Source organism: Allopontixanthobacter sp. (assembly GCF_034376665.1).
GTDB lineage: Bacteria > Pseudomonadota > Alphaproteobacteria > Sphingomonadales > Sphingomonadaceae > Allopontixanthobacter.
Map to the genome: position 1 here is coordinate 17,759 of NZ_JAXMJI010000046.1, position 17,466 is coordinate 35,224.

At 59.0% G+C, this 17,466-nt stretch carries 17 protein-coding genes; 10 read left to right on the plus strand and 7 right to left on the minus strand.

The genetic code is table 11. The features are described from left to right. The first annotated feature begins 95 nt into the window (after positions 1–95). The gene (ppa, locus tag U0988_RS04685) at positions 96–638 is read left to right on the plus strand and encodes an inorganic diphosphatase (RefSeq protein ID WP_322291506.1); all 543 of its coding nucleotides are present in this window, start codon (positions 96–98) and stop codon (positions 636–638) included. A 13-nt stretch (positions 639–651) separates the two neighbouring features. On the opposite strand, the gene U0988_RS04690 is transcribed toward ppa, so the two are convergent. From U0988_RS04690 to U0988_RS04700, 3 genes are all read right to left on the minus strand, one after another. Further along, positions 652–2,049, minus strand: coding sequence for a mechanosensitive ion channel family protein (locus tag U0988_RS04690; RefSeq protein ID WP_322291479.1), 1,398 nt, complete (start codon positions 2,047–2,049; stop codon positions 652–654). Between the two features lie 11 nt (positions 2,050–2,060). Beyond that, positions 2,061–3,407, minus strand: a complete 1,347-nt coding sequence (locus U0988_RS04695; protein ID WP_322291480.1) for a TldD/PmbA family protein — start codon at positions 3,405–3,407, stop codon at positions 2,061–2,063. A gap of 88 nt (positions 3,408–3,495) precedes the next feature. After that, entirely contained in the window at positions 3,496–3,798 is a 303-nt protein-coding gene (locus U0988_RS04700; protein ID WP_322291481.1) for a hypothetical protein, read from the minus strand. 268 nt (positions 3,799–4,066) lie between these two features. Between U0988_RS04700 and lptB the strand changes: the two genes are divergently transcribed. The 5 genes from lptB to U0988_RS04725 all read left to right on the plus strand — a co-directional run bounded on the left by lptB (position 4,067) and on the right by U0988_RS04725 (position 9,510). Beyond that, positions 4,067–4,894 (plus strand): LPS export ABC transporter ATP-binding protein, encoded by an 828-nt coding sequence (gene lptB / locus U0988_RS04705; RefSeq protein ID WP_322291482.1) that lies wholly within the window; start codon positions 4,067–4,069, stop codon positions 4,892–4,894. A 44-nt stretch (positions 4,895–4,938) separates the two neighbouring features. Further along, complete coding sequence (gene rpoN / locus U0988_RS04710; RefSeq protein ID WP_322291483.1) at positions 4,939–6,417, plus strand: RNA polymerase factor sigma-54; 1,479 nt, start codon at positions 4,939–4,941, stop codon at positions 6,415–6,417. Between the two features lie 274 nt (positions 6,418–6,691). Then, complete coding sequence (gene ctrA / locus U0988_RS04715; RefSeq protein ID WP_322291484.1) at positions 6,692–7,387, plus strand: response regulator transcription factor CtrA; 696 nt, start codon at positions 6,692–6,694, stop codon at positions 7,385–7,387. Between the two features lie 85 nt (positions 7,388–7,472). Continuing rightward, positions 7,473–8,171, plus strand: coding sequence for a tRNA (guanine(46)-N(7))-methyltransferase TrmB (gene trmB / locus U0988_RS04720; RefSeq protein ID WP_322291485.1), 699 nt, complete (start codon positions 7,473–7,475; stop codon positions 8,169–8,171). Positions 8,172–8,298: 127 nt separating this feature from the next. Continuing rightward, the gene (locus tag U0988_RS04725) at positions 8,299–9,510 is read left to right on the plus strand and encodes a site-specific integrase (RefSeq protein ID WP_322291486.1); all 1,212 of its coding nucleotides are present in this window, start codon (positions 8,299–8,301) and stop codon (positions 9,508–9,510) included. Between the two features lie 33 nt (positions 9,511–9,543). On the opposite strand, the gene U0988_RS04730 is transcribed toward U0988_RS04725, so the two are convergent. The 4 genes from U0988_RS04730 to U0988_RS04745 all read right to left on the minus strand — a co-directional run bounded on the left by U0988_RS04730 (position 9,544) and on the right by U0988_RS04745 (position 12,826). Further along, complete coding sequence (locus U0988_RS04730) at positions 9,544–10,149, minus strand: GntR family transcriptional regulator (protein WP_322291487.1); 606 nt, start codon at positions 10,147–10,149, stop codon at positions 9,544–9,546. Beyond that, positions 10,146–11,012 (minus strand): phytanoyl-CoA dioxygenase family protein, encoded by an 867-nt coding sequence (locus U0988_RS04735; RefSeq protein WP_322291488.1) that lies wholly within the window; start codon positions 11,010–11,012, stop codon positions 10,146–10,148. The genes U0988_RS04730 and U0988_RS04735 overlap by 4 nt, the downstream gene beginning before the upstream one ends. Further along, positions 11,009–11,578: an acyl-homoserine-lactone synthase gene (locus tag U0988_RS04740; RefSeq protein ID WP_322291489.1), complete on the minus strand. Its 570-nt coding sequence runs from the start codon at positions 11,576–11,578 to the stop codon at positions 11,009–11,011. Before U0988_RS04740 ends, U0988_RS04735 begins: the two co-directional genes overlap by 4 nt. A gap of 630 nt (positions 11,579–12,208) precedes the next feature. Next, positions 12,209–12,826, minus strand: a complete 618-nt coding sequence (locus U0988_RS04745) for a PIG-L family deacetylase (protein ID WP_322291490.1) — start codon at positions 12,824–12,826, stop codon at positions 12,209–12,211. 362 nt (positions 12,827–13,188) lie between these two features. Here U0988_RS04745 and U0988_RS04750 point away from each other — a divergent pair, with 362 nt between their 5' ends. The 4 genes from U0988_RS04750 (at position 13,189) to U0988_RS04765 (ending at position 17,462) form a co-directional block, all read left to right on the plus strand. Next, the gene (locus U0988_RS04750) at positions 13,189–13,752 is read left to right on the plus strand and encodes a helix-turn-helix domain-containing protein (RefSeq protein WP_322291491.1); all 564 of its coding nucleotides are present in this window, start codon (positions 13,189–13,191) and stop codon (positions 13,750–13,752) included. Positions 13,753–13,999: 247 nt separating this feature from the next. Then, positions 14,000–14,581, plus strand: coding sequence for an ANTAR domain-containing response regulator (locus tag U0988_RS04755; protein ID WP_322291492.1), 582 nt, complete (start codon positions 14,000–14,002; stop codon positions 14,579–14,581). Beyond that, positions 14,578–15,795, plus strand: a complete 1,218-nt coding sequence (locus tag U0988_RS04760; protein WP_322291493.1) for an ABC transporter substrate-binding protein — start codon at positions 14,578–14,580, stop codon at positions 15,793–15,795. The genes U0988_RS04755 and U0988_RS04760 overlap by 4 nt, the downstream gene beginning before the upstream one ends. A gap of 254 nt (positions 15,796–16,049) precedes the next feature. Then, positions 16,050–17,462, plus strand: a complete 1,413-nt coding sequence (locus U0988_RS04765; RefSeq protein ID WP_322291494.1) for a CmpA/NrtA family ABC transporter substrate-binding protein — start codon at positions 16,050–16,052, stop codon at positions 17,460–17,462. Positions 17,463–17,466 lie beyond the last annotated feature (4 nt).

A 17,466-nucleotide genomic window follows, 5' to 3' on the forward strand; every position in this document is an offset into this window, starting at 1 on the left:
CCCTCCTGCAATGCCTGCGACCACGCGGCGACTTTATTGCAGTGCAGCAAAATTAGTCTTGGCGGGGTGCCGTGCCGGGTCTAGAGAGCCGCCTCATGAACATCGACATGATCCCGATCGGCGATAATCCGCCCGAAAGCCTGAACGTCATCATCGAAGTGCCGTCGGGCGGCGAGCCGGTGAAATACGAATTCGACAAGGCTTCCGGCGCGCTGTTCGTCGACCGGATTTTGCACACGCCGATGCGGTATCCCGCCAATTACGGCTTCATCCCCCACACCCTGTCACCCGACGGCGATCCGCTGGATGCGCTGGTGATCGCGCGTTCGCCGTTCATCGCCGGATGCGTTGTCCGTGCCCGGCCGATCGGCGTGCTCAATCTGGAAGACGAGCACGGCGGCGATGAAAAGCTGATCTGCGTGCCGGTGGACACCACCTTCCCCTATTATTCCGACGTCGGCGAACGCGGCGATCTGCCATCGATCGTGCTGCAGCAGATCGAACATTTCTTCACCCATTACAAAGACCTGGAAGCCGAGAAATGGGTTCGGGTCGGCCAATGGGGCGACGCCGCCGAAGCGCGTCAGGTCCTGATGGAAGCGATCGAGCGGGCCGCCGAAGCGAAGAAGGCCGAATAGGCGCAGACAGGGCCTATTCCACGGGGCGGCTCGAATCGAGCAGGTCCTGATCGGTGGTGGCCGAAGATCGCTCCGCATCGACCATCTGCTCGACGTCGTGGTCCGGCGCGACATCGGCTCTGCTTTGCTCCGCCGCGTCTTTTGCCAGCGGGATCTTCTTGCGTCCCGGCCCGGTGGTTCGCCGCGGTTCCGATGCTTCGGTGATCTGCGCCGAACCGATGGGCAGCGGCGTTCCCGCGTCAAAACGCAGGCGGTAAATCGGTTCGGGCAAGGCGAAGCCGGCTTCTTCCAGAGCATCCTTGACTGCAGGGATCGCTTCGCTGCGGGCTTTCAGAAAATCGGTTTTCTGCTGATCGATCCAGGCAAAGAAACGAATCACGATATTGGAATCGCCGACCTGTTCGACCGCAGCAAAGGGCGGCGGGTCTCCGAGTACAAAGGATAGGTGGGACAGGACTTCGACACCCAGCCTCCGGGCCTCCCCGGCATCGTCGGCGGCATCGATCCCGAGTTCAAATTCGAACCGGCGCTGGGGATTGCGGGTGTAATTCAGGATCACCGCCTTGAACACGGTGGAATTGGGGATGCGCAGATGGTTGCCGTCCATGGTCATCAGGATGGTCGCCCGGCTGGTCAGGCGGATGACCCGGCCCTCCAAATCGTCGATCACGACATGGTCGTTGGCGCGAAACGGCTGGCGCAGCGACAGCATCAGGGACGCGACATAGTTCTCGATGGTCTCGCGCATCGCAAAGCCGAGCGCGACCCCGACGAGGCCGGCACCGCCCAGGACCGCGCCCAGCAGCGCGCCCGCACCGATCATGTCCAGCGCAATGACCAAGCCGCCGACCACGAACACGAACCGGATGGCGGTGGCGATCAGCTCGGCAAGAAAGCTGTTCGGGGCAATTCTGCGCCACAAGGAGCCGATACCCGCGATGAGATAGCCGATCAGGCCGATCACCAGCGCAACAGCAGCCGCCGCGCCGATCAGTGGCAGCATCGCTACAAAGCCGTCAAACCGGTCGGACAGGTTTCCCAGTGCTCCGAGATTCGAATCGACCGATACATCGCGTTCCAGATCGTTCTCCACAGTCACGACACCGTCGACCCGGCTCGCAATCGTCTCTGCACGTTCGATCGCCTCCGAATCGGCAGCGGAGCCGGTAAGGGTCACGACGCCTTCGCTGACAGAAACGCGGATCTGCGACAGCGACGGCAACTGGCTGAATATGTCGGTAATTCGGGCCGCGATCCGCTCGTCCGAACCGGCTTCGGCGGTGCTGGCGATCTGCGGTTCGGGCGCGGCGGCTGGTGCAGGGGATTCCGCCGCGCCCGGGATCAGGGCAGCAGCTGGCGCGGTCACTGCCGGGGCGAGCAACAGCACGAGGGCCATTGCTGTTCGCAGCATAACTGCCATTCCTAATCCCCTGCTACCACCATCCCCTCGATCCTGAGGGTTGGTACATTGATCGCGCGGTGCGTTTCGAGATCGTCCGCTGCTGTCAAAGCGGCCATCATGGCCAGAAGGTTCCCGGCAATGGTGAACTCGGATACCGGCCCGGCCAGTTCGCCGCCCACAATCCGGAAGCCCGACGCACCGCGGCTGTAGTCTCCGGTGACCGGATTGACCCCCTGCCCGGAAAGCTCGGTCACCAGCACTCCGTCGCCGATATCGGCGATCAGTTCGGCCCGGCTGACGGTGCCCGCTTCGAGGTGGACGTTGGTGGCCGATATGCCCGGTGCGCCGCTGCCGCCGCGCGCGCCGTGGCCGGTAGGATCGATGCCGAGCTGGCGGGCGGCGGAAAGATTCGTCAGCCACCCCGTCAGCCTGCCTCCTTCGACGAGCGTCCGCGGCGCGGTTGGCAGACCTTCGCCGTCGAAGGGACGGGAGCGCAGACCGCGCGGCCGGTGCGGATTATCGATAATGCGCAAGCCCTGCGGAAACAGCTCCTCCTCCAGCCGGCCAAGCAGGAAGCTGGACCGGCGCGCAATTGCGGTGCCGGATATGGCACCGAGCAGATGCCCTATGAGACTCGCCCCGACGCGCGGATCGAACACCACTGGCATTGGGCCGCTGCGTAGCCCGTCCGGGTTCAGCCGCGCGACCGCCCTTGCCCCGGCGCGCGCGCCGATCTCCGCCGGCGGCGGCAGGTCCTGCGCGAACCGCATCGTCCGGTAGGCGTAATCACGCTGCATATTCCCGCCCTCGCCCGCGATCACGCTGGCGCTGAGCGAGTGGCTGGTAGCCCCATAGGCGCCGACGAAGCCGTTGCTGGTCACCAGCGCCGCGACCGAGCGGCCGAAGCTGGCGCTGCCCCCTTCACTGTTGGTGACACCGGCGACAGCGCGCGCCGCGTCCTCGGTTTCCTCAGCCATGGCGCGCAGGCTGCTGGGTCCGGGTTCGGACGCGTCTTCGAGCTCGAGATCGGGGAACGGAGCGCGCGCGAGCAATTCCGGTTCGGCGATCCCGGCATAGGGATCTTCCGGCGCAGCGCCCGCCATGGCAGCGGCCCGCTCGGCGAGTTCCTCGAACGCGGCCGCGGAGAAATCGCTGGTGCTGATCGAGGCGGATCTCCGGCCCACGAACACGCGCAGGGATATCTCCTCGCTTTCGGACCGCTCGACGTCTTCGAGCTTGCCCAGCCGGACCGAGACAGATTCGGAAGAACTGGCGCTGGCGACAGCGTCGGCGGATGTCGCGCCGTGCCGCTTGGCTGCGCCCAGCAACTGCGCGCAGCGGTCTTGAGCGATGGTCGCGTCAATCATGGATGCATCGGGGTGTCGGACATGCGCCGCCCCTAGGGCAGGGCCAACCGCCGTGCAACGACTGGCGCCAATATGCGGCCTGTTGGCGTCAAACGGCAGCGATTGTCTTGAACAGCGCAGTCAGTCCAAACGGCAGTCCGATCGCCAGGGCCCAAAGCCCCAGCTGATCGCGGCGATAGGCGGGAGCGAGCGACCTGTCAGCTGCGGCCTCATCGCTCAGACCGATCCAACGGCGTTCAAAGAAGCGGCAGGCGGGAATTATTGCCGCCACCAGGACCACCAGCGCGAAGTAGGGAAGGATCGATCCGGCGCCGCGTTCCATCGCGGCTACGGTCACGAAAATCTGTAATCCGGTATAGACCAACAAGGCATAGGCCACATTATTGCTCATGCCCCTGCGCCAGTCGCATTTTCTTGCCGTGGCGGCGCGCTTGGCGTGCGAAACCTTATCCACAATCTGGCCCATCTCAACATCCTCACCCTATTGCCCACGGGAAGTATCTCAAACCTTCGCGCAACAGTCAAATCCGGTAACATTGTTGCAACAAAGCCGGAAAGACGCGCGTTGCTCGCACATTCGTTGCCGTCATGCACAAAGCCTGCCAAAATTCTACGTAGAGGGGTTTTTTGTCGGCGCAGCGCTGCTACATGAGTGGATAATGACGGCCCTGGAAAATAACGACGCGTCTTCGAACGCCCTTCAATCTCCCGAATCGGGCCCGGCATCGGTGCATTCCCCGGCTGCCGCATCAGCACCCATTCCGCAGGGCGGGCTGGAAGTCGTGTCGATCGCCAAGTCCTATGACAAGCGCGCTGTGCTGACGGATATTTCCCTGACAGTGGGCAAAGGCGAAGTCCTTGGGCTGCTCGGTCCCAATGGCGCGGGCAAGACCACCTGCTTCTATTCGATCATGGGGTTGGTGCGCCCCGACTCGGGCCGCATCCTGATGGACGGGGAGGATGTAACCTGCCTGCCGATGTATCGCCGGGCGATCCTGGGCCTGGGCTATCTACCGCAGGAAACCAGCATCTTTCGCGGAATGACGGTGGAACAGAATATCAATTGCGTTCTGGAAATGGTCGAGCCGGACAAGGACACCCGCGCGGCCGAGCTGGAGCGGCTGCTGGATGAATTTGGCCTGCAACGTCTTCGCACCTCCGCTGCAATGGCTCTGTCGGGCGGGGAACGCCGCCGGTGTGAAATCGCGCGGGCGCTGGCCGCCAAACCTTCGATCATGCTGCTGGACGAGCCCTTTGCCGGGATCGATCCGCTGTCGATCAGCGACATTCGTGATCTGGTAATCGATCTCAGGGACCGCGGAATCGGTGTGCTGATTACCGATCACAACGTCCGCGAAACACTGGATATCGTCGACCGTGCCTGCATCATCTACGGCGGTCAGGTTCTCTTTTCCGGCACTCCGCAGGATCTTGTGGCCGATGAGAATGTCCGCCGCCTGTACCTCGGCGAAGGATTCACCCTGTGAGACATGCGAAGCTTCCAGAGCCTTTTCCCGTCGGAACCTGAATAATGGCATTGGGCCCGCGCCTGGACTTGCGGCAATCGCAATCGCTGGTGATGACCCCGCAATTGCAGCAGGCGATCAAACTGCTGGCGCTGTCCAACCTCGAGATCGAAGCCTTCATCGGCGAAGCGCTGGAATCCAATCCGCTGCTCGAAGCGGGCGAGGTCAGCCGAGAGGCCGGCAATCCGGACGATATTCCCGAAGGCCCGCGTGAAGATGCGTCGGCGGACACCTTGATGGCCGCGGGCAACGGCGAAACCGACCGTCCCCTCGATATCGCTGCCGAAACTCTCGACCGCGACCGCGATACGGGGGACGGTGAATGGGGCAGCGGAGGTAGCCAGTCGATCGGGGCAGAAGGCCCGTCGATTGACGAACGCGGCGGCGGGGCAATCAGCCTGGCGGATCATCTCAACGCGCAGGTCGGACCGGCAGCGGGCGACACGCGGGAGGAATTCATTGCCCGATACCTGATCGGCCAGATCGACGATGCCGGCTATCTGACGATGAACGAGCACGAAGTGGCGCTGGAGCTGGACGTGCCGGTGCCGGAAGTCGAACGCGCACTGGCGGTAGTCCATTCGCTGGAACCGGCCGGGGTGGGCGCGCGCAACCTGGCGGAATGCCTTGCTCTGCAGGCGCGGGATGCGGATCGATACGATCCCTGCATGGCGCGTTTGATCGACAACCTGGACCTGATCGCCAAGGGCGCGTTCGAGCAATTGCGGCGGATGTGCGACGTCGACGACGAAGATTTTTCCGACATGCTGGCGGAACTCAGGACCTATGATCCGCGCCCCGGCCTGCAATTCGGGTCCAGCGAAGGCAGCGCAGTGGTTCCCGATGTGTTGATCGAGCAGGATTTGTCGGACGGCTGGAAGATTTCGCTCAACGAGGCGACCCTGCCGCGGCTGGTGGTCAACCGGAATTACTATCTGGAATTGCGCAAGGGCAGCACCGACAAGGAATCCAAAGCCTGGTTGCAGGAACGCCTGGGCGATGCAAACTGGCTGATCAAGGCGCTCGACCAGCGGCAGAAGACAATCCTGAAAGTGTCGGCTGAAATTGTGAAACAGCAGGACGGTTTCTTTCGTCGCGGGGTCTCGGAATTGCGGCCGCTCACGCTGCGCACTGTGGCCGAAGCGATCGAAATGCATGAAAGCACCGTCAGCCGGGTGACCAGCAACAAATATCTCCATTGCGACCGCGGCACGTTCGAACTGAAATATTTCTTCACCAGCGGCGTCGGCGCGGACGCGGATGGCGAGGGCGGCGCGTCCTCGGAAGCGGTGAAGGCGCGGATCAAGGGCATGATCGATGCGGAAGATCCCGGAAAGATTCTGTCCGACGATAAATTGGTCGAGCTGCTCAAGGCCGAAGGGTTCGATCTGGCCCGGCGAACGGTGGCCAAATACCGCGAGGCGATGGGCATCGGCAGCAGCGTACAGCGGCGGCGGCAGAAGAAGATGGCGGGAATCCGTTAGTTTTCTCTCACGGCCAGTTCGCTTTGCTCTTGCCTCCGAGGGGGCGGGCTGACCGCCCGCCGCGCGGTCGCGCTTGCGGTCCGCTGGTCGGCGTCGAGGAGGCCCCGCAAAGCGGCAAAACAACTTAACCGACTCGCCGGCTTCGCTCGGTTTACGGTTAATTAACCTTTTCTGTTCAGAAGTTGTGTGGTTAATATCGGTCAATATCTCTTGATAGGGGGTTACTGGCCATTCGGCCTGGGGCCAGGGATTTCGGGTTTAGGGGGACTTTCCCATGCGTGTACTGCTGATCGAAGACGAGCCGACGACCGCCAAGGCGATCGAGCTGATGCTGACGACCGAAGGCTTCAATGTCTATTCTACCGACTTGGGCGAAGAAGGCCTCGATCTGGGCAAGTTGTATGATTACGATATAATCCTGCTCGATCTCAATCTGCCCGACATGCACGGCTACGACGTGCTGAAGAAACTGCGCGTCGCCAAGGTGCAGACGCCGGTCCTGATCCTTTCGGGCATCGCCGAAATGGACAGCAAGATCCGCAGCTTCGGTTTCGGGGCGGACGATTATGTGACCAAGCCGTTCCACCGCGAAGAACTCGTCGCCCGCATCCATGCCGTGGTTCGCCGGTCCAAGGGCCATTCTCAGTCGGTCATCCGCACCGGCAAGCTGGCGGTCAATCTCGACGCCAAGACGGTCGAAGTGGACGGAGCCCGTGTGCATCTGACCGGCAAGGAATATGCGATGCTGGAACTGCTCAGCCTGCGCAAGGCGACCACGCTGACCAAGGAAATGTTCCTTAATCACCTGTACGGCGGGATGGACGAACCGGAACTCAAGATCATCGACGTGTTCATCTGCAAGCTGCGCAAGAAACTGTCGCATGCATGCAGCGGCGAAAACTACATCGAAACCGTCTGGGGCCGCGGCTATGTGCTGCGCGATCCGGACGCCAAGGCCGAAGCTGCCTGAGAATTTCCTCTCCGAAGATCTAGTTCGGAAAGATAAGACCGCTCCAGGCCTTGCCTCGGAGCGGTTTTTCGTTAGCTGCGCACGCATGACAGCGAACAAGCCGGGTGATCCGACCACTTTGAACCGCCTGTACGGGCGCACGCAGGGCCGCACCCTGCGTCAGGGGCAGCAGGAGCTGCTCGATACCCTTCTGCCCGCCCTGAGCGTGCCGGAGGAGGGGCCAGTCACCTGCCAGGCACTGTTCGGGCGCGAAGCACCGCTCCACTTCGAAATCGGCATGGGCGCCGGCGAGCATCTGGCCGCGCGGGCCGACATGCTGCCCGATCATGCCTTCATCGGCGCTGAGCCCTTCGTCAACGGGATGGTCGGCGCTCTCGGGCACGTCCGTGATCTCGGACTGACCAACGTCCGGCTGCACATGGGCGACGCGCTTGAGGTGCTTGCGCGGATCCCCGACGGCGCTCTGTCCTTCGTCTATCTGCTGCACCCCGACCCGTGGAAAAAGGCGCGGCACGCCAAGCGGCGGATGATGAACGACGGCCCGCTCGACATGATCGCCGCCAAGCTGAAACCGGGCGGGGAGTTTCGCTTCGGTACCGATCACCCCATCTATCTGCGCCACGCCCTGATGGTGATGCGCCGCCATACACAGCAATTCGAATGGCTAATTACCGGTCCGAAGGACTTCCAGACCCGCCCCGGCGGCTGGACCGAAACCCGCTACGAGAAGAAGGCCCGGCGGCTCGGCCACGAAGTGTGGTACTTTCGATTCAGACGACGCTAAAGTACGAAATCATTGTAAAACAATGTACTTAGCAGATTCACCTTACGCTAGAATTGCCTCCATTTCGCCCCTTTTTCCGCTTGCGTGATTGCCCGGTGATTGCCAGAAAAGGGACACGAGGTTTAGGATGGCAACAGGAAAAATCACGAAAAAATCGATAGATGCGCTCGAGCCGAGCAGCTCGAGCCAGCTCCTTTGGGATACGGACCTCAAAGGATTCGGTGCGAAAATCACTCCAGCCGGCTCGATATCCTATGTGCTGCAGTTCCGAATGGGCGGCCGTGAAGCTCGAACAAGACGCTATACTATCGGGGCGCACGGGTCGCCGTGGACACCGACGACAGCGAGAGTGGAGGCGGAGCGCCTTCAGTTACTAGTTGCGCAAGGTATCGACCCTGTAGACGATGATAAGCAGAGGCGCCGCGAAGCCGTCGATCTCGCATTCGACAACTATGCGTCGCATTTCGCTCGGTCCTGCAAGGGTGTTGGCTGGGCGAGGCTCGTTGAACGCGTCATCCGGCTTTACCTTGAACCGGTTATCGGAAAAAAGCCGCTTCCCCGAATTTCGAGGCCGGACATCGTAGCCGTCCTGGACAATATGCCCGAGCAGCAGGTTGCCAATCGCCGGAATGTCTTTGCGGTGATGCGGCGCCTGTTCCGATGGGCCGTCAGTCGAGGCGATATCGAGCGCAGCCCTATGGAAGGAATGGAAGCGCCGCCGCCGGTAAGGCCGCGGGATCGTTGGCTGCGGGACGAGGAACTGCGACACATCTGGGAGGCAGCTCCCGATTGCTGTCGATGCTTCGGTCCAATTGTCCGTTTGCTCATCGCAACAGGGCAACGCCGCGAAGAAGTTTCAGGAATACATTGGCAGGAGGTTGATCGGAAAGACCGGTTTTGGACGCTGCCAGGTTCACGAACAAAGAATAATGAACCAAACGCGATCCCGCTGAACGAACTTGCCGTTGCCGAGCTTGACCGACAGGCGGGCGGCGCGAACTGGCCGAAGAAAGGACGCGTTTTTGCAACGTCAAGCGGGGCAGGCTTTACCGGATACGCCAAGGGCAAGAAGAAACTGGACGGTCTAATAGAGGAAAGGCTTGGTGAGCCATTGCTACCTTGGCGCCTGCACGATCTTCGGCGCACGCTTGCGACCAACTTCCAGCGCCTCGGCGTTCGCTTCGAGGTTACAGAGGCAGTCCTGAACCATGTCAGTGGTTCACGAGCAGGTGTTGCAGGAATCTACCAACGTCACGACTGGAAAAACGAGAAGAGAGAAGCGCTCAACGATTGGAATGAGCATCTGGTCAATATCCTGAATGGCTCCGAACAGGCTTGAAGCATACGCTTCCGGAGCGATGGCTTGCGCATCTCAGGCCGATCCTTGTTCTGCGAGCATCGCAATCAGCCGCGAGACGTTCGCCATGCATTGGTCATGATAGCGCCTTAGAGCTTGGACGCGCTTCGATGGAGTTGCCCAAGCATTGCTCTCCAGCTCCGCGAGCGCCTCCAGAGCGTTTGGCAGGACGTCGGGCTCTAGACTTCTAACGATGTGCAATCGGTCGCTAATCAGGTCGACGGTCTGCCTTAGAAACCTGTTTTCCGAACCCAATGCAAAAATCGAAAAAACATCGCCAACGCGGTCAGCGTACGTGTCGATCGGTCCAGTTAGATCATCTTCGTCGATTTTCTGCGGTACTGGATCGACTACGCTTTCCAGGAGAAGAGCATTTACTGCCAGCATGTCTCGCAACGACTGTTCGGTCAGGAGCGTGACCCGGTACCCCTCGCCTGGAGTCAGATCGACAAGACCTTCGCCGACAAGTTGGTTGAGGCTGTCTCGCACAGGCGTCATGCTGACACCGAACTCGTCTGCCAATCGCATCGCTTCGAGCTTCTGGCCTATCGGCCAGGTGCCTTCCATCAATGCCCTTTTCAGACGGCGATAGGTCGGCTCCAAGACGTGTGCAGGGCTCATTTCTTAGGGCGACGAGCTTCCGCAAATTCACGGACGGCCGCCAGCTGGTCGGGCCGAAGCGCATCGGTAGCCTGCGGATAATCGGCTACATGGTTGCGAAGCAGAATAGATGGACACTGACCTTCGTAGTTCCCGAGATTGGGTCGGTGCTGCGCATAGCCTGCCAATTCGGCAAGTTCGGGTGGAAAACTTCGCGCGATTTCTGGCGGATAGGCCAGCCAGAGATTTTCGTAAGGCTTGAGCCAACCAAGACTGTAGCCGATCACAACGCCGCGGCGCACGCCCTCGGTCAAGTTTGGTCCAGCGCCATGTACAGTCGATCCGAGAAAGCAGATCGCATCACCTGGGCTGCTTTCCGCGACAACCGCATCGCCGAGCTGATCGAGACTTTCGACAGGACTCTTATGAGTTCCTGGATATATGCGGGTAGCACCGTTGGATGAGGTGAAATCGGTCAGCGGCCAGATGACGTTGAGCAGATATTCGTGTTCGCCTTTGGCACCAGCCCACATGTCGTGATCGCAATGGGGAAACTGTTCGATCTCGCCTGGGTGAATGGCGATTGCCTGGGCAACATTGAGCTGAATTCGGTCGCACGCCTTGCCGAGGATTTCTCGGGCCAGCGAAAGGATCAGAGGTTGTAGGACAAGGTCGCAGGCCCACGGTGAGCGGCGCAGCAGACTACCGAATCGCTTGGTACGAAACCCGTAGAAATCGCCTTGACCCAAAGGGGCTTCGGCAAAATCCTGCTCAAGATCTGCATCGAGCGCGGCGATGCTGCTCTCAGGGAGCAGGTCCGGAATGATGCAATAGCCATCCGTCTGCAGCCGTTCGAGCCAATGTTTAGGGTTGAGATCTCTCACGACACCAACTCCGGCGCCGCCTCGGCGACGCGGTAGGCGCCTTTTCGATAGATACCGCCACGAGCGAGATCGTCCGGCGTCTCGCAATCTATGTCGATCTGCAGAGCGACAAGGTCCTCGCCATCAATCCTGCAGCCGCTTCCAAGGGTGCGGCATTGCCAGTCAAAATTTTCGATTTGGCGGGACCAAGCTCTATTGGCGACGGCCGTATAGCCCGACAGGCCGCTCGCCAGTGCATGGTCGGCGAGCGCCGTCACAAGTTCGTCGCGCGCGGCGCGGCGATCAACCCGCGAGAGCGTGGGTTCAATGCAAAAACGGGTGATCTCGCGAAAGTCGATTTGTGAGGGCACCGGACCATCGCACAGAAAAGGAAATAGCTCTCCGAGAATGTGAGCACGGTCTGTCCGCAAAAGGCGCGCTGAAGCGCGATGACGGCCTTCCCCGTCGGTCAGCACCAAATAGCTCGCATCAGGCGTATCGAACTGATCGATCTCGTACGTGCCATCTAAGACAGGAATATCCCATTTAAGAAGATCGACGAAGACCCGCTTGCGTGCCTCAAACATGGCGCGAAGCGCTGGATCGGAGGGGCAAGCCCGGAGCGGGAGTGGGGAGTTTTGCATGGCGACTACCTGACAATTCGAAGACAGGTCGCCTTTCACCAGATCGTGTCGATTGCAGACATACCAAGAACTGGGGATGCCGAACTTAGAAGGCCCAAAATGTAAGCACCACGGTAAAAGGTTGCCCTGGTCATGCCCGCCCAATAATCGAAGCAGCCTTCGTTAATTGATGGGAAAATCGGCTCGGTCTAGCGGACAGGCGGACACTGTAGATGCACACCCTAAGGGGCCGTTGTTAAACCGGCTGTGGGCGGTCTGGTTTAAGAAGGGCGAACCCCAAAAGCCACCATTCAGCTAGCGACCCAATAGCAGATATTCACGCGAACTGTCCTGATGTCCGCTGTACGCCCAGAAAACAGGCAACAATCCTTAGAATACTTTAACGTGATAATGTTCTTTGTCGTATATGCGGTGAATTATGAAGGGCGGGAATCCATAAGTTTTTTGCACATAGTCTTTTTGTGATGCGTGAATGTCCCATCCTCTTATTTTGGCCCAACCTTCGCCGGGCATGGAATGCGTCGGAGCGGGTTGGTTCTCAACCACCTTCATTCCAATTTCGCCGCCGAAGCGCTACATCATGGAACGTGCTGCCAAAATATAGGCTATGCTTTTAGGTGCGGTTGTTGGATCAATTGCTCTTAGCCTACGGACAGCCTCGGTTGCGGCGCGTCCGGCAGTTTTATGATCTGAATGATCGGAAAAGCCGCTTTCCGGCCAAAACGTAACAATCAAATCAGGTTTCCAAATTAACATCTGCTTTTCAAGCCGAGCAACATATTCCTCGAAGTCGGCATCGGCCAAACCGCCATCCGGATAGTCCCAAACCAACTGCTCTTTAACGCCCAACGCATAGCCATTTTTTAGAAGCTCTGCGTGACGGATGATCCCGAGTTCTTCAACTCTGCTAATTTGCGGCAGCGGCGTACCTGCTTCACCCTTAGTAGCGGTAATCATCCTTGTTACCGCTCCGTCTGTCTCTCGCGCGCGAATCAAAAGGCCAGTAACGAGCTGTTCGTCGTCGGGATGCGCAAAAATGGCGAGCACTGATTTTGCTCCGGTCTCTTCTGCAATGGATGACACCAATTTTGCTTCCGGCTCCTCGAATTGGGAATCAAACCAGAATAGCCCTGCGAGGAGCCCGACCAGCAAGACGACGATTGCTCCGACAACTATCCGCTTTTTTGACATGGCTTACCCTTGCTCCCGGATTGCCGCTGCAAACCTGCCACTGGCCGGGGCTCGTGTCTAATTGCTTCTAACTACTTGCTGATATTCTGATCGTCCGCTTTCCATCTGTGGACGCCCCTAAGGATGCAAGCGTTTTTTTGAGAGATTTGGCACGTAGTCGGATGCTGCCATCTGTCCGGCCTCCTGGTGCAGCTTTTTGTGCTGCGGGCCCGTATGGGAGTCGCTGACAGAGTAATCTGCCCCAGTTGTGACAATTGAATATTCCCCACTTCATTTGGCTTCATGCTGTCCGGGGCGCGCCCCGGACAGCATGAAAATGGAAAAATTGGGGCAAGTATCTCCTGCAAGGAGGTGCGGCCGCGATGAAGAAATTTGGGGAATTGATTATGATTCTGGACTTATACCGCCAGGGACTGAAGATCTCAGCGATCGCCCGCCAACTGGGGATCGACCGCAAGACCGTGCGAAAGTACCTCGCCAAGGATGTCGGCATTCCGGTTTACGGGCCGCGACAACCGCGAAAGCGGTTGATCGATGGGCATGTTGAATATCTGCAGCAGCGCCTTGATGCCTATCCTGGCCTTACTGCGCAGCGCCTGATGCGCGAGATCACCGAGCGTGGTTATGAAGGTGGGTACGGCACGGTGCGTGATGTTGTACGAGAGCTGCGGCCGCCGGGCGGCGGGCGCGCCTTTGTGGTGCGCTTCGAGACGCCGCCTGGCCATCAGGGGCAGGTTGATTTTGCCCAGTTCCAGGTGCGCTTCAGCGACATGCCGGACAAGGTCCAGATCGTGTGGCTGTTCTCGATGGTGCTGGGCTTCTCGCGGCTGATCTGGGCCCGCTTTGCCTACCGCCAGACACTGCAGACGGTCCAATCATGGCTCGAAATTGTAAGATTTCGTCGAATGAGTTGTCGCAGAGACTGATTTTCTCCACTGCTTGCTATGCATGCCATCATCAAAACCGTGCGAGGCAAGTCATAATGGTTGGCTGTACGCTATTGGGCCGGAAGCGAAAGGGCAGCATTTCAGTCGGGTATTTCGATTAGTGGATGATCCGATGACCATTTGTCCAATGTAGATATATTGATCGCCTACAACCCAATTTTATGCTGCGCATGCGAACAAACTTGTTTATAGGTACGGCTCAATCTCCCCTTTTCCGGAGTCGCCCTTGCGCATTGTCGTCATCGATGAAAATCCCGTTCGCGCGGCGATAATCGAAGACGGGCTTGCCGAAGTTGGGGAGCGTGATGTCTTTGTCATATCCGAACGCATGGGCATGGCGAAAGCAATCGAGACAATCGCCCCGGACGTAGTCCTGATAGATCTAGGCAATCCTTCACGCGATGTTCTGGAGGAGTATTTTGCGGTCAGTCGAACAGTCTCGCGGCCAATCGCTATGTTCGTAGATCGGTCCGACGACGAAACCTTAACCGCGGCCATCGATGCAGGAGTTTCGGCCTATATTGTCGACGGATTGTCGCAGCGGCGAATCAAGCCAATTCTGGATCTGGCGGTCCGGCGCTTTCAGGCATTTTCACGATTGCAGACAGAACTCAAGGAAGCCCGCGACGCGCTGACCGAACGGAATGTGATCGACCAAGCCAAGAAAATACTGATCCAGAAGCGCGGATTGAGCGAGCCGGAAGCCCATAAATTGCTGCGCGATCATGCGATGAACAGCAACCGCCGGATGGCCGAAATAGCGGAAGCGATAGTCACCGCCGAACAATTATTGGGAGACGGGCTATGAGTTTGGATCAGCTAAACATCGGCTTCCTGCCACTGGTTGACGCAGCCCTGCCCATTCTGGCGCAGGAACATGGTTTTGCCGAACAGGAAGGCTTGCATCTCAACTTCATTCGCGATGTGAGCTGGGCGTCGGTGCTCGACAGGCTGCTATATGGCCAGACCGATATGGCGCACATGCTTGCGCCGCTGGCTATCGCAGCGACTTTGGGCCGCGGCAGGCCTGCAAAGGCGGTGTCCGTACCCTTCGTGCTGGGCCTCAACGGGAATGCGATCACGGTGTCGCTCAAGCTGGCTGCGGCGTTGGCGGAACCCGGCCTGCTGGGCGAACCCTATAGCGTGGGGAAGCGGCTTAAAGATGAAATTGCTCGCCGGGCTACGCTGGGCGAGCGCGTAAAATTTGGTGTGGTGCACCGCTATTCGAGCCATAATTACAAGCTGCGCTATTGGCTGTCGGAATGCGGTATCGCTCCGGACAGTGACGTGGATATTGTGACTATTCCCCCACCCTTTGCCGCCGATGCCTTGGCCAGCTCCGAAGTGGATGCGATTTGTGTGGGCGAGCCGTGGAACAGCGTCGCTGTGGAGCGGGGTGTCGGTCAGATTGTTTTGGTAACCGCGCAAATCTGGCGACGAGGCGTAGAAAAAGTTTTGGCAATGCCGGCCGACAGGCTTGAGGGCAATCGCGATTTGGCCGAACGTATGGTGCGCGCACTACACCGGGCAGCAGAGCATTTTGTCGACCAAAGTAACTGGGACACCAACGCAGCTCTGCTCGCCCGCAGCCAATATCTGGATGGTTCGCCCAAGCTGATCCTTCGCGCCATTTCCGATCAGCTTCTGCTCGCCAGTGGAACCGACCCGGTCCATGTTCCGGATTTCATGTTCCAGTACCGGGAAGCGGCCAATTTCCCATGGGTCAGTCAGGCAGCTTGGATTTATTCGCAAATGCTGCGCTGGGATCATCTCGATTACAATGCCGCAGACCAGACCCGGGCGGAGCAGGTCTTTCGCCCCGATGTGTATCGCAAAGCACTAACCGGGCTCAATACGCCGATCCCTGGCGCCAATGCCAAGGTGGAAGGCGGCGTCTCACAGTTGCTTGGCGCGGGCTCCTCGCAGGGACGCCTAATTCTTGGGGCGGACCCGTTTTTCGACCATCGGGTTTTCGATCCAACCCAATTAAAAAAATACCTTAGCGCGCTTCCCAACCCCTAGTTTTGCTGCAGTGCAATATTTCTCTTGCCTTTGAATTTGCATTGATGTTACCCAATGGGCGTCAGGACTAGATATCCTGACACAAATTTTTGCCGAGGCTGTCCAACGGGGGGCAGGTCCAAAGCAGATCGATCCAATCGAACAGGCAATGTCGCCGCCCAAGCAAGCGTAATCCGCTTCTGCTTGAGGCGGCTTTTTTGTGTTCTTTTTTGTCGGTCTTTCCGCATTCGCATTTGTTGAATTTCAAGGGGTCCATGATGAAATCGAGCCGCCGCAGTTTCCTGATATTAAGCGCCTGCGCTTTCACCCTATCCGCTTGCAGCGGCAGCAAGCCAGCCGAGGAAGGCGACACAATCGCGGCCCCATCGGTCGATGGAGCCGTCGAAAAGCCGGTGCTGAAGCTGGGCTTCATCAAGCTGACCGACATGGCGCCGTTGGCGATTGCCAAGGAAAAGGGATTCTTTGCGGAAGAAGGGCTTAATGTCACACTCGAACCGCAAGCTAATTGGAAAGTGCTGCTCGACGGGGTGATTGGCGGCCAGTTGGATGCTGCACATATGCTGGCAGGCCAACCGCTGGCGGCCACGATTGGTTATGGCACCAAGGCCGATTTGATCGCGCCGCTGTCGCTCGATCTCAACGGCAATGCAATTACGCTGTCGAACAAGGTGTGGGCCAAGATCGAGCCCGGCCTCAAGAAAGGCACCGATGGCAAGCCGGTCCATCCGATCAGCGCCTCCACGTTGAAGCCGGTCATTGCCGGATACAAGCAGCAGGGAAAGACCTTCAAAATGGGCATGGTCTTTCCGGTTTCGACCCACAATTATGAGTTGCGCTACTGGCTCGCCGCGGGCGGGGTGAACCCCGGATATTACACTCCGGGCGATGTCGGCGGGACCGTGGGCGCAGAGGCTGCCCTGTCGGTCACTCCTCCGCCCCAAATGCCCTCCACGCTGGAGGCAGGAACCATCGACGGATATTGCGTGGGTGAGCCATGGAACCAGGCGGCAGTGCAGAAAAAAATTGGCGTCCCGGTGATTACCGACGACCAGATCTGGCACGACAACCCCGAAAAGGTGCTCGGCCTGCGCGAAGATTTCGCGGCAAAGTATCCAGCCACCACCGCGGCCATGCTCCGGGCAATCATCAAGGCCCAGCAATGGCTTGATGCGGACGATGGTAAAAACCGTGTCGAGGCGGTGCAAATATTGTCGCAGTCCAACTATGTCGGGGCGGACCCCGAAGTAATCAGCGCTTCGATGACCGGCCAATTCACCTTTGCACCGGGCGACACACGCCCGGCGCCGGGCTTCAACATCTTCTTCGGCAAATTCGCCGGCTATCCCTATTATTCCGATGCCATCTGGTATCTCACCCAGATGCGTCGGTGGGGCCAGATTTCCGAAGATCACCCGGACGCATGGTACGCTGAGACTGCCAAATCAGTCTACCGGCCCGACCTCTATCTCGCCGCTGCAAACATGCTGGTCGAAAAAAGGATTATCCCGTCAAATTCAGTACCCGAAACTGACGGTTACAAGGGTGACCAAACGGGCTTCATCGACGGCATCACCTATAATGGCAAAGCCCCCAACGCCTATCTCGCCAAATTCAAGATCGGCCTGAAAAAGGGTCAGACGGTCTCGGCCTCGGGCGTCAGCAACTGATCGC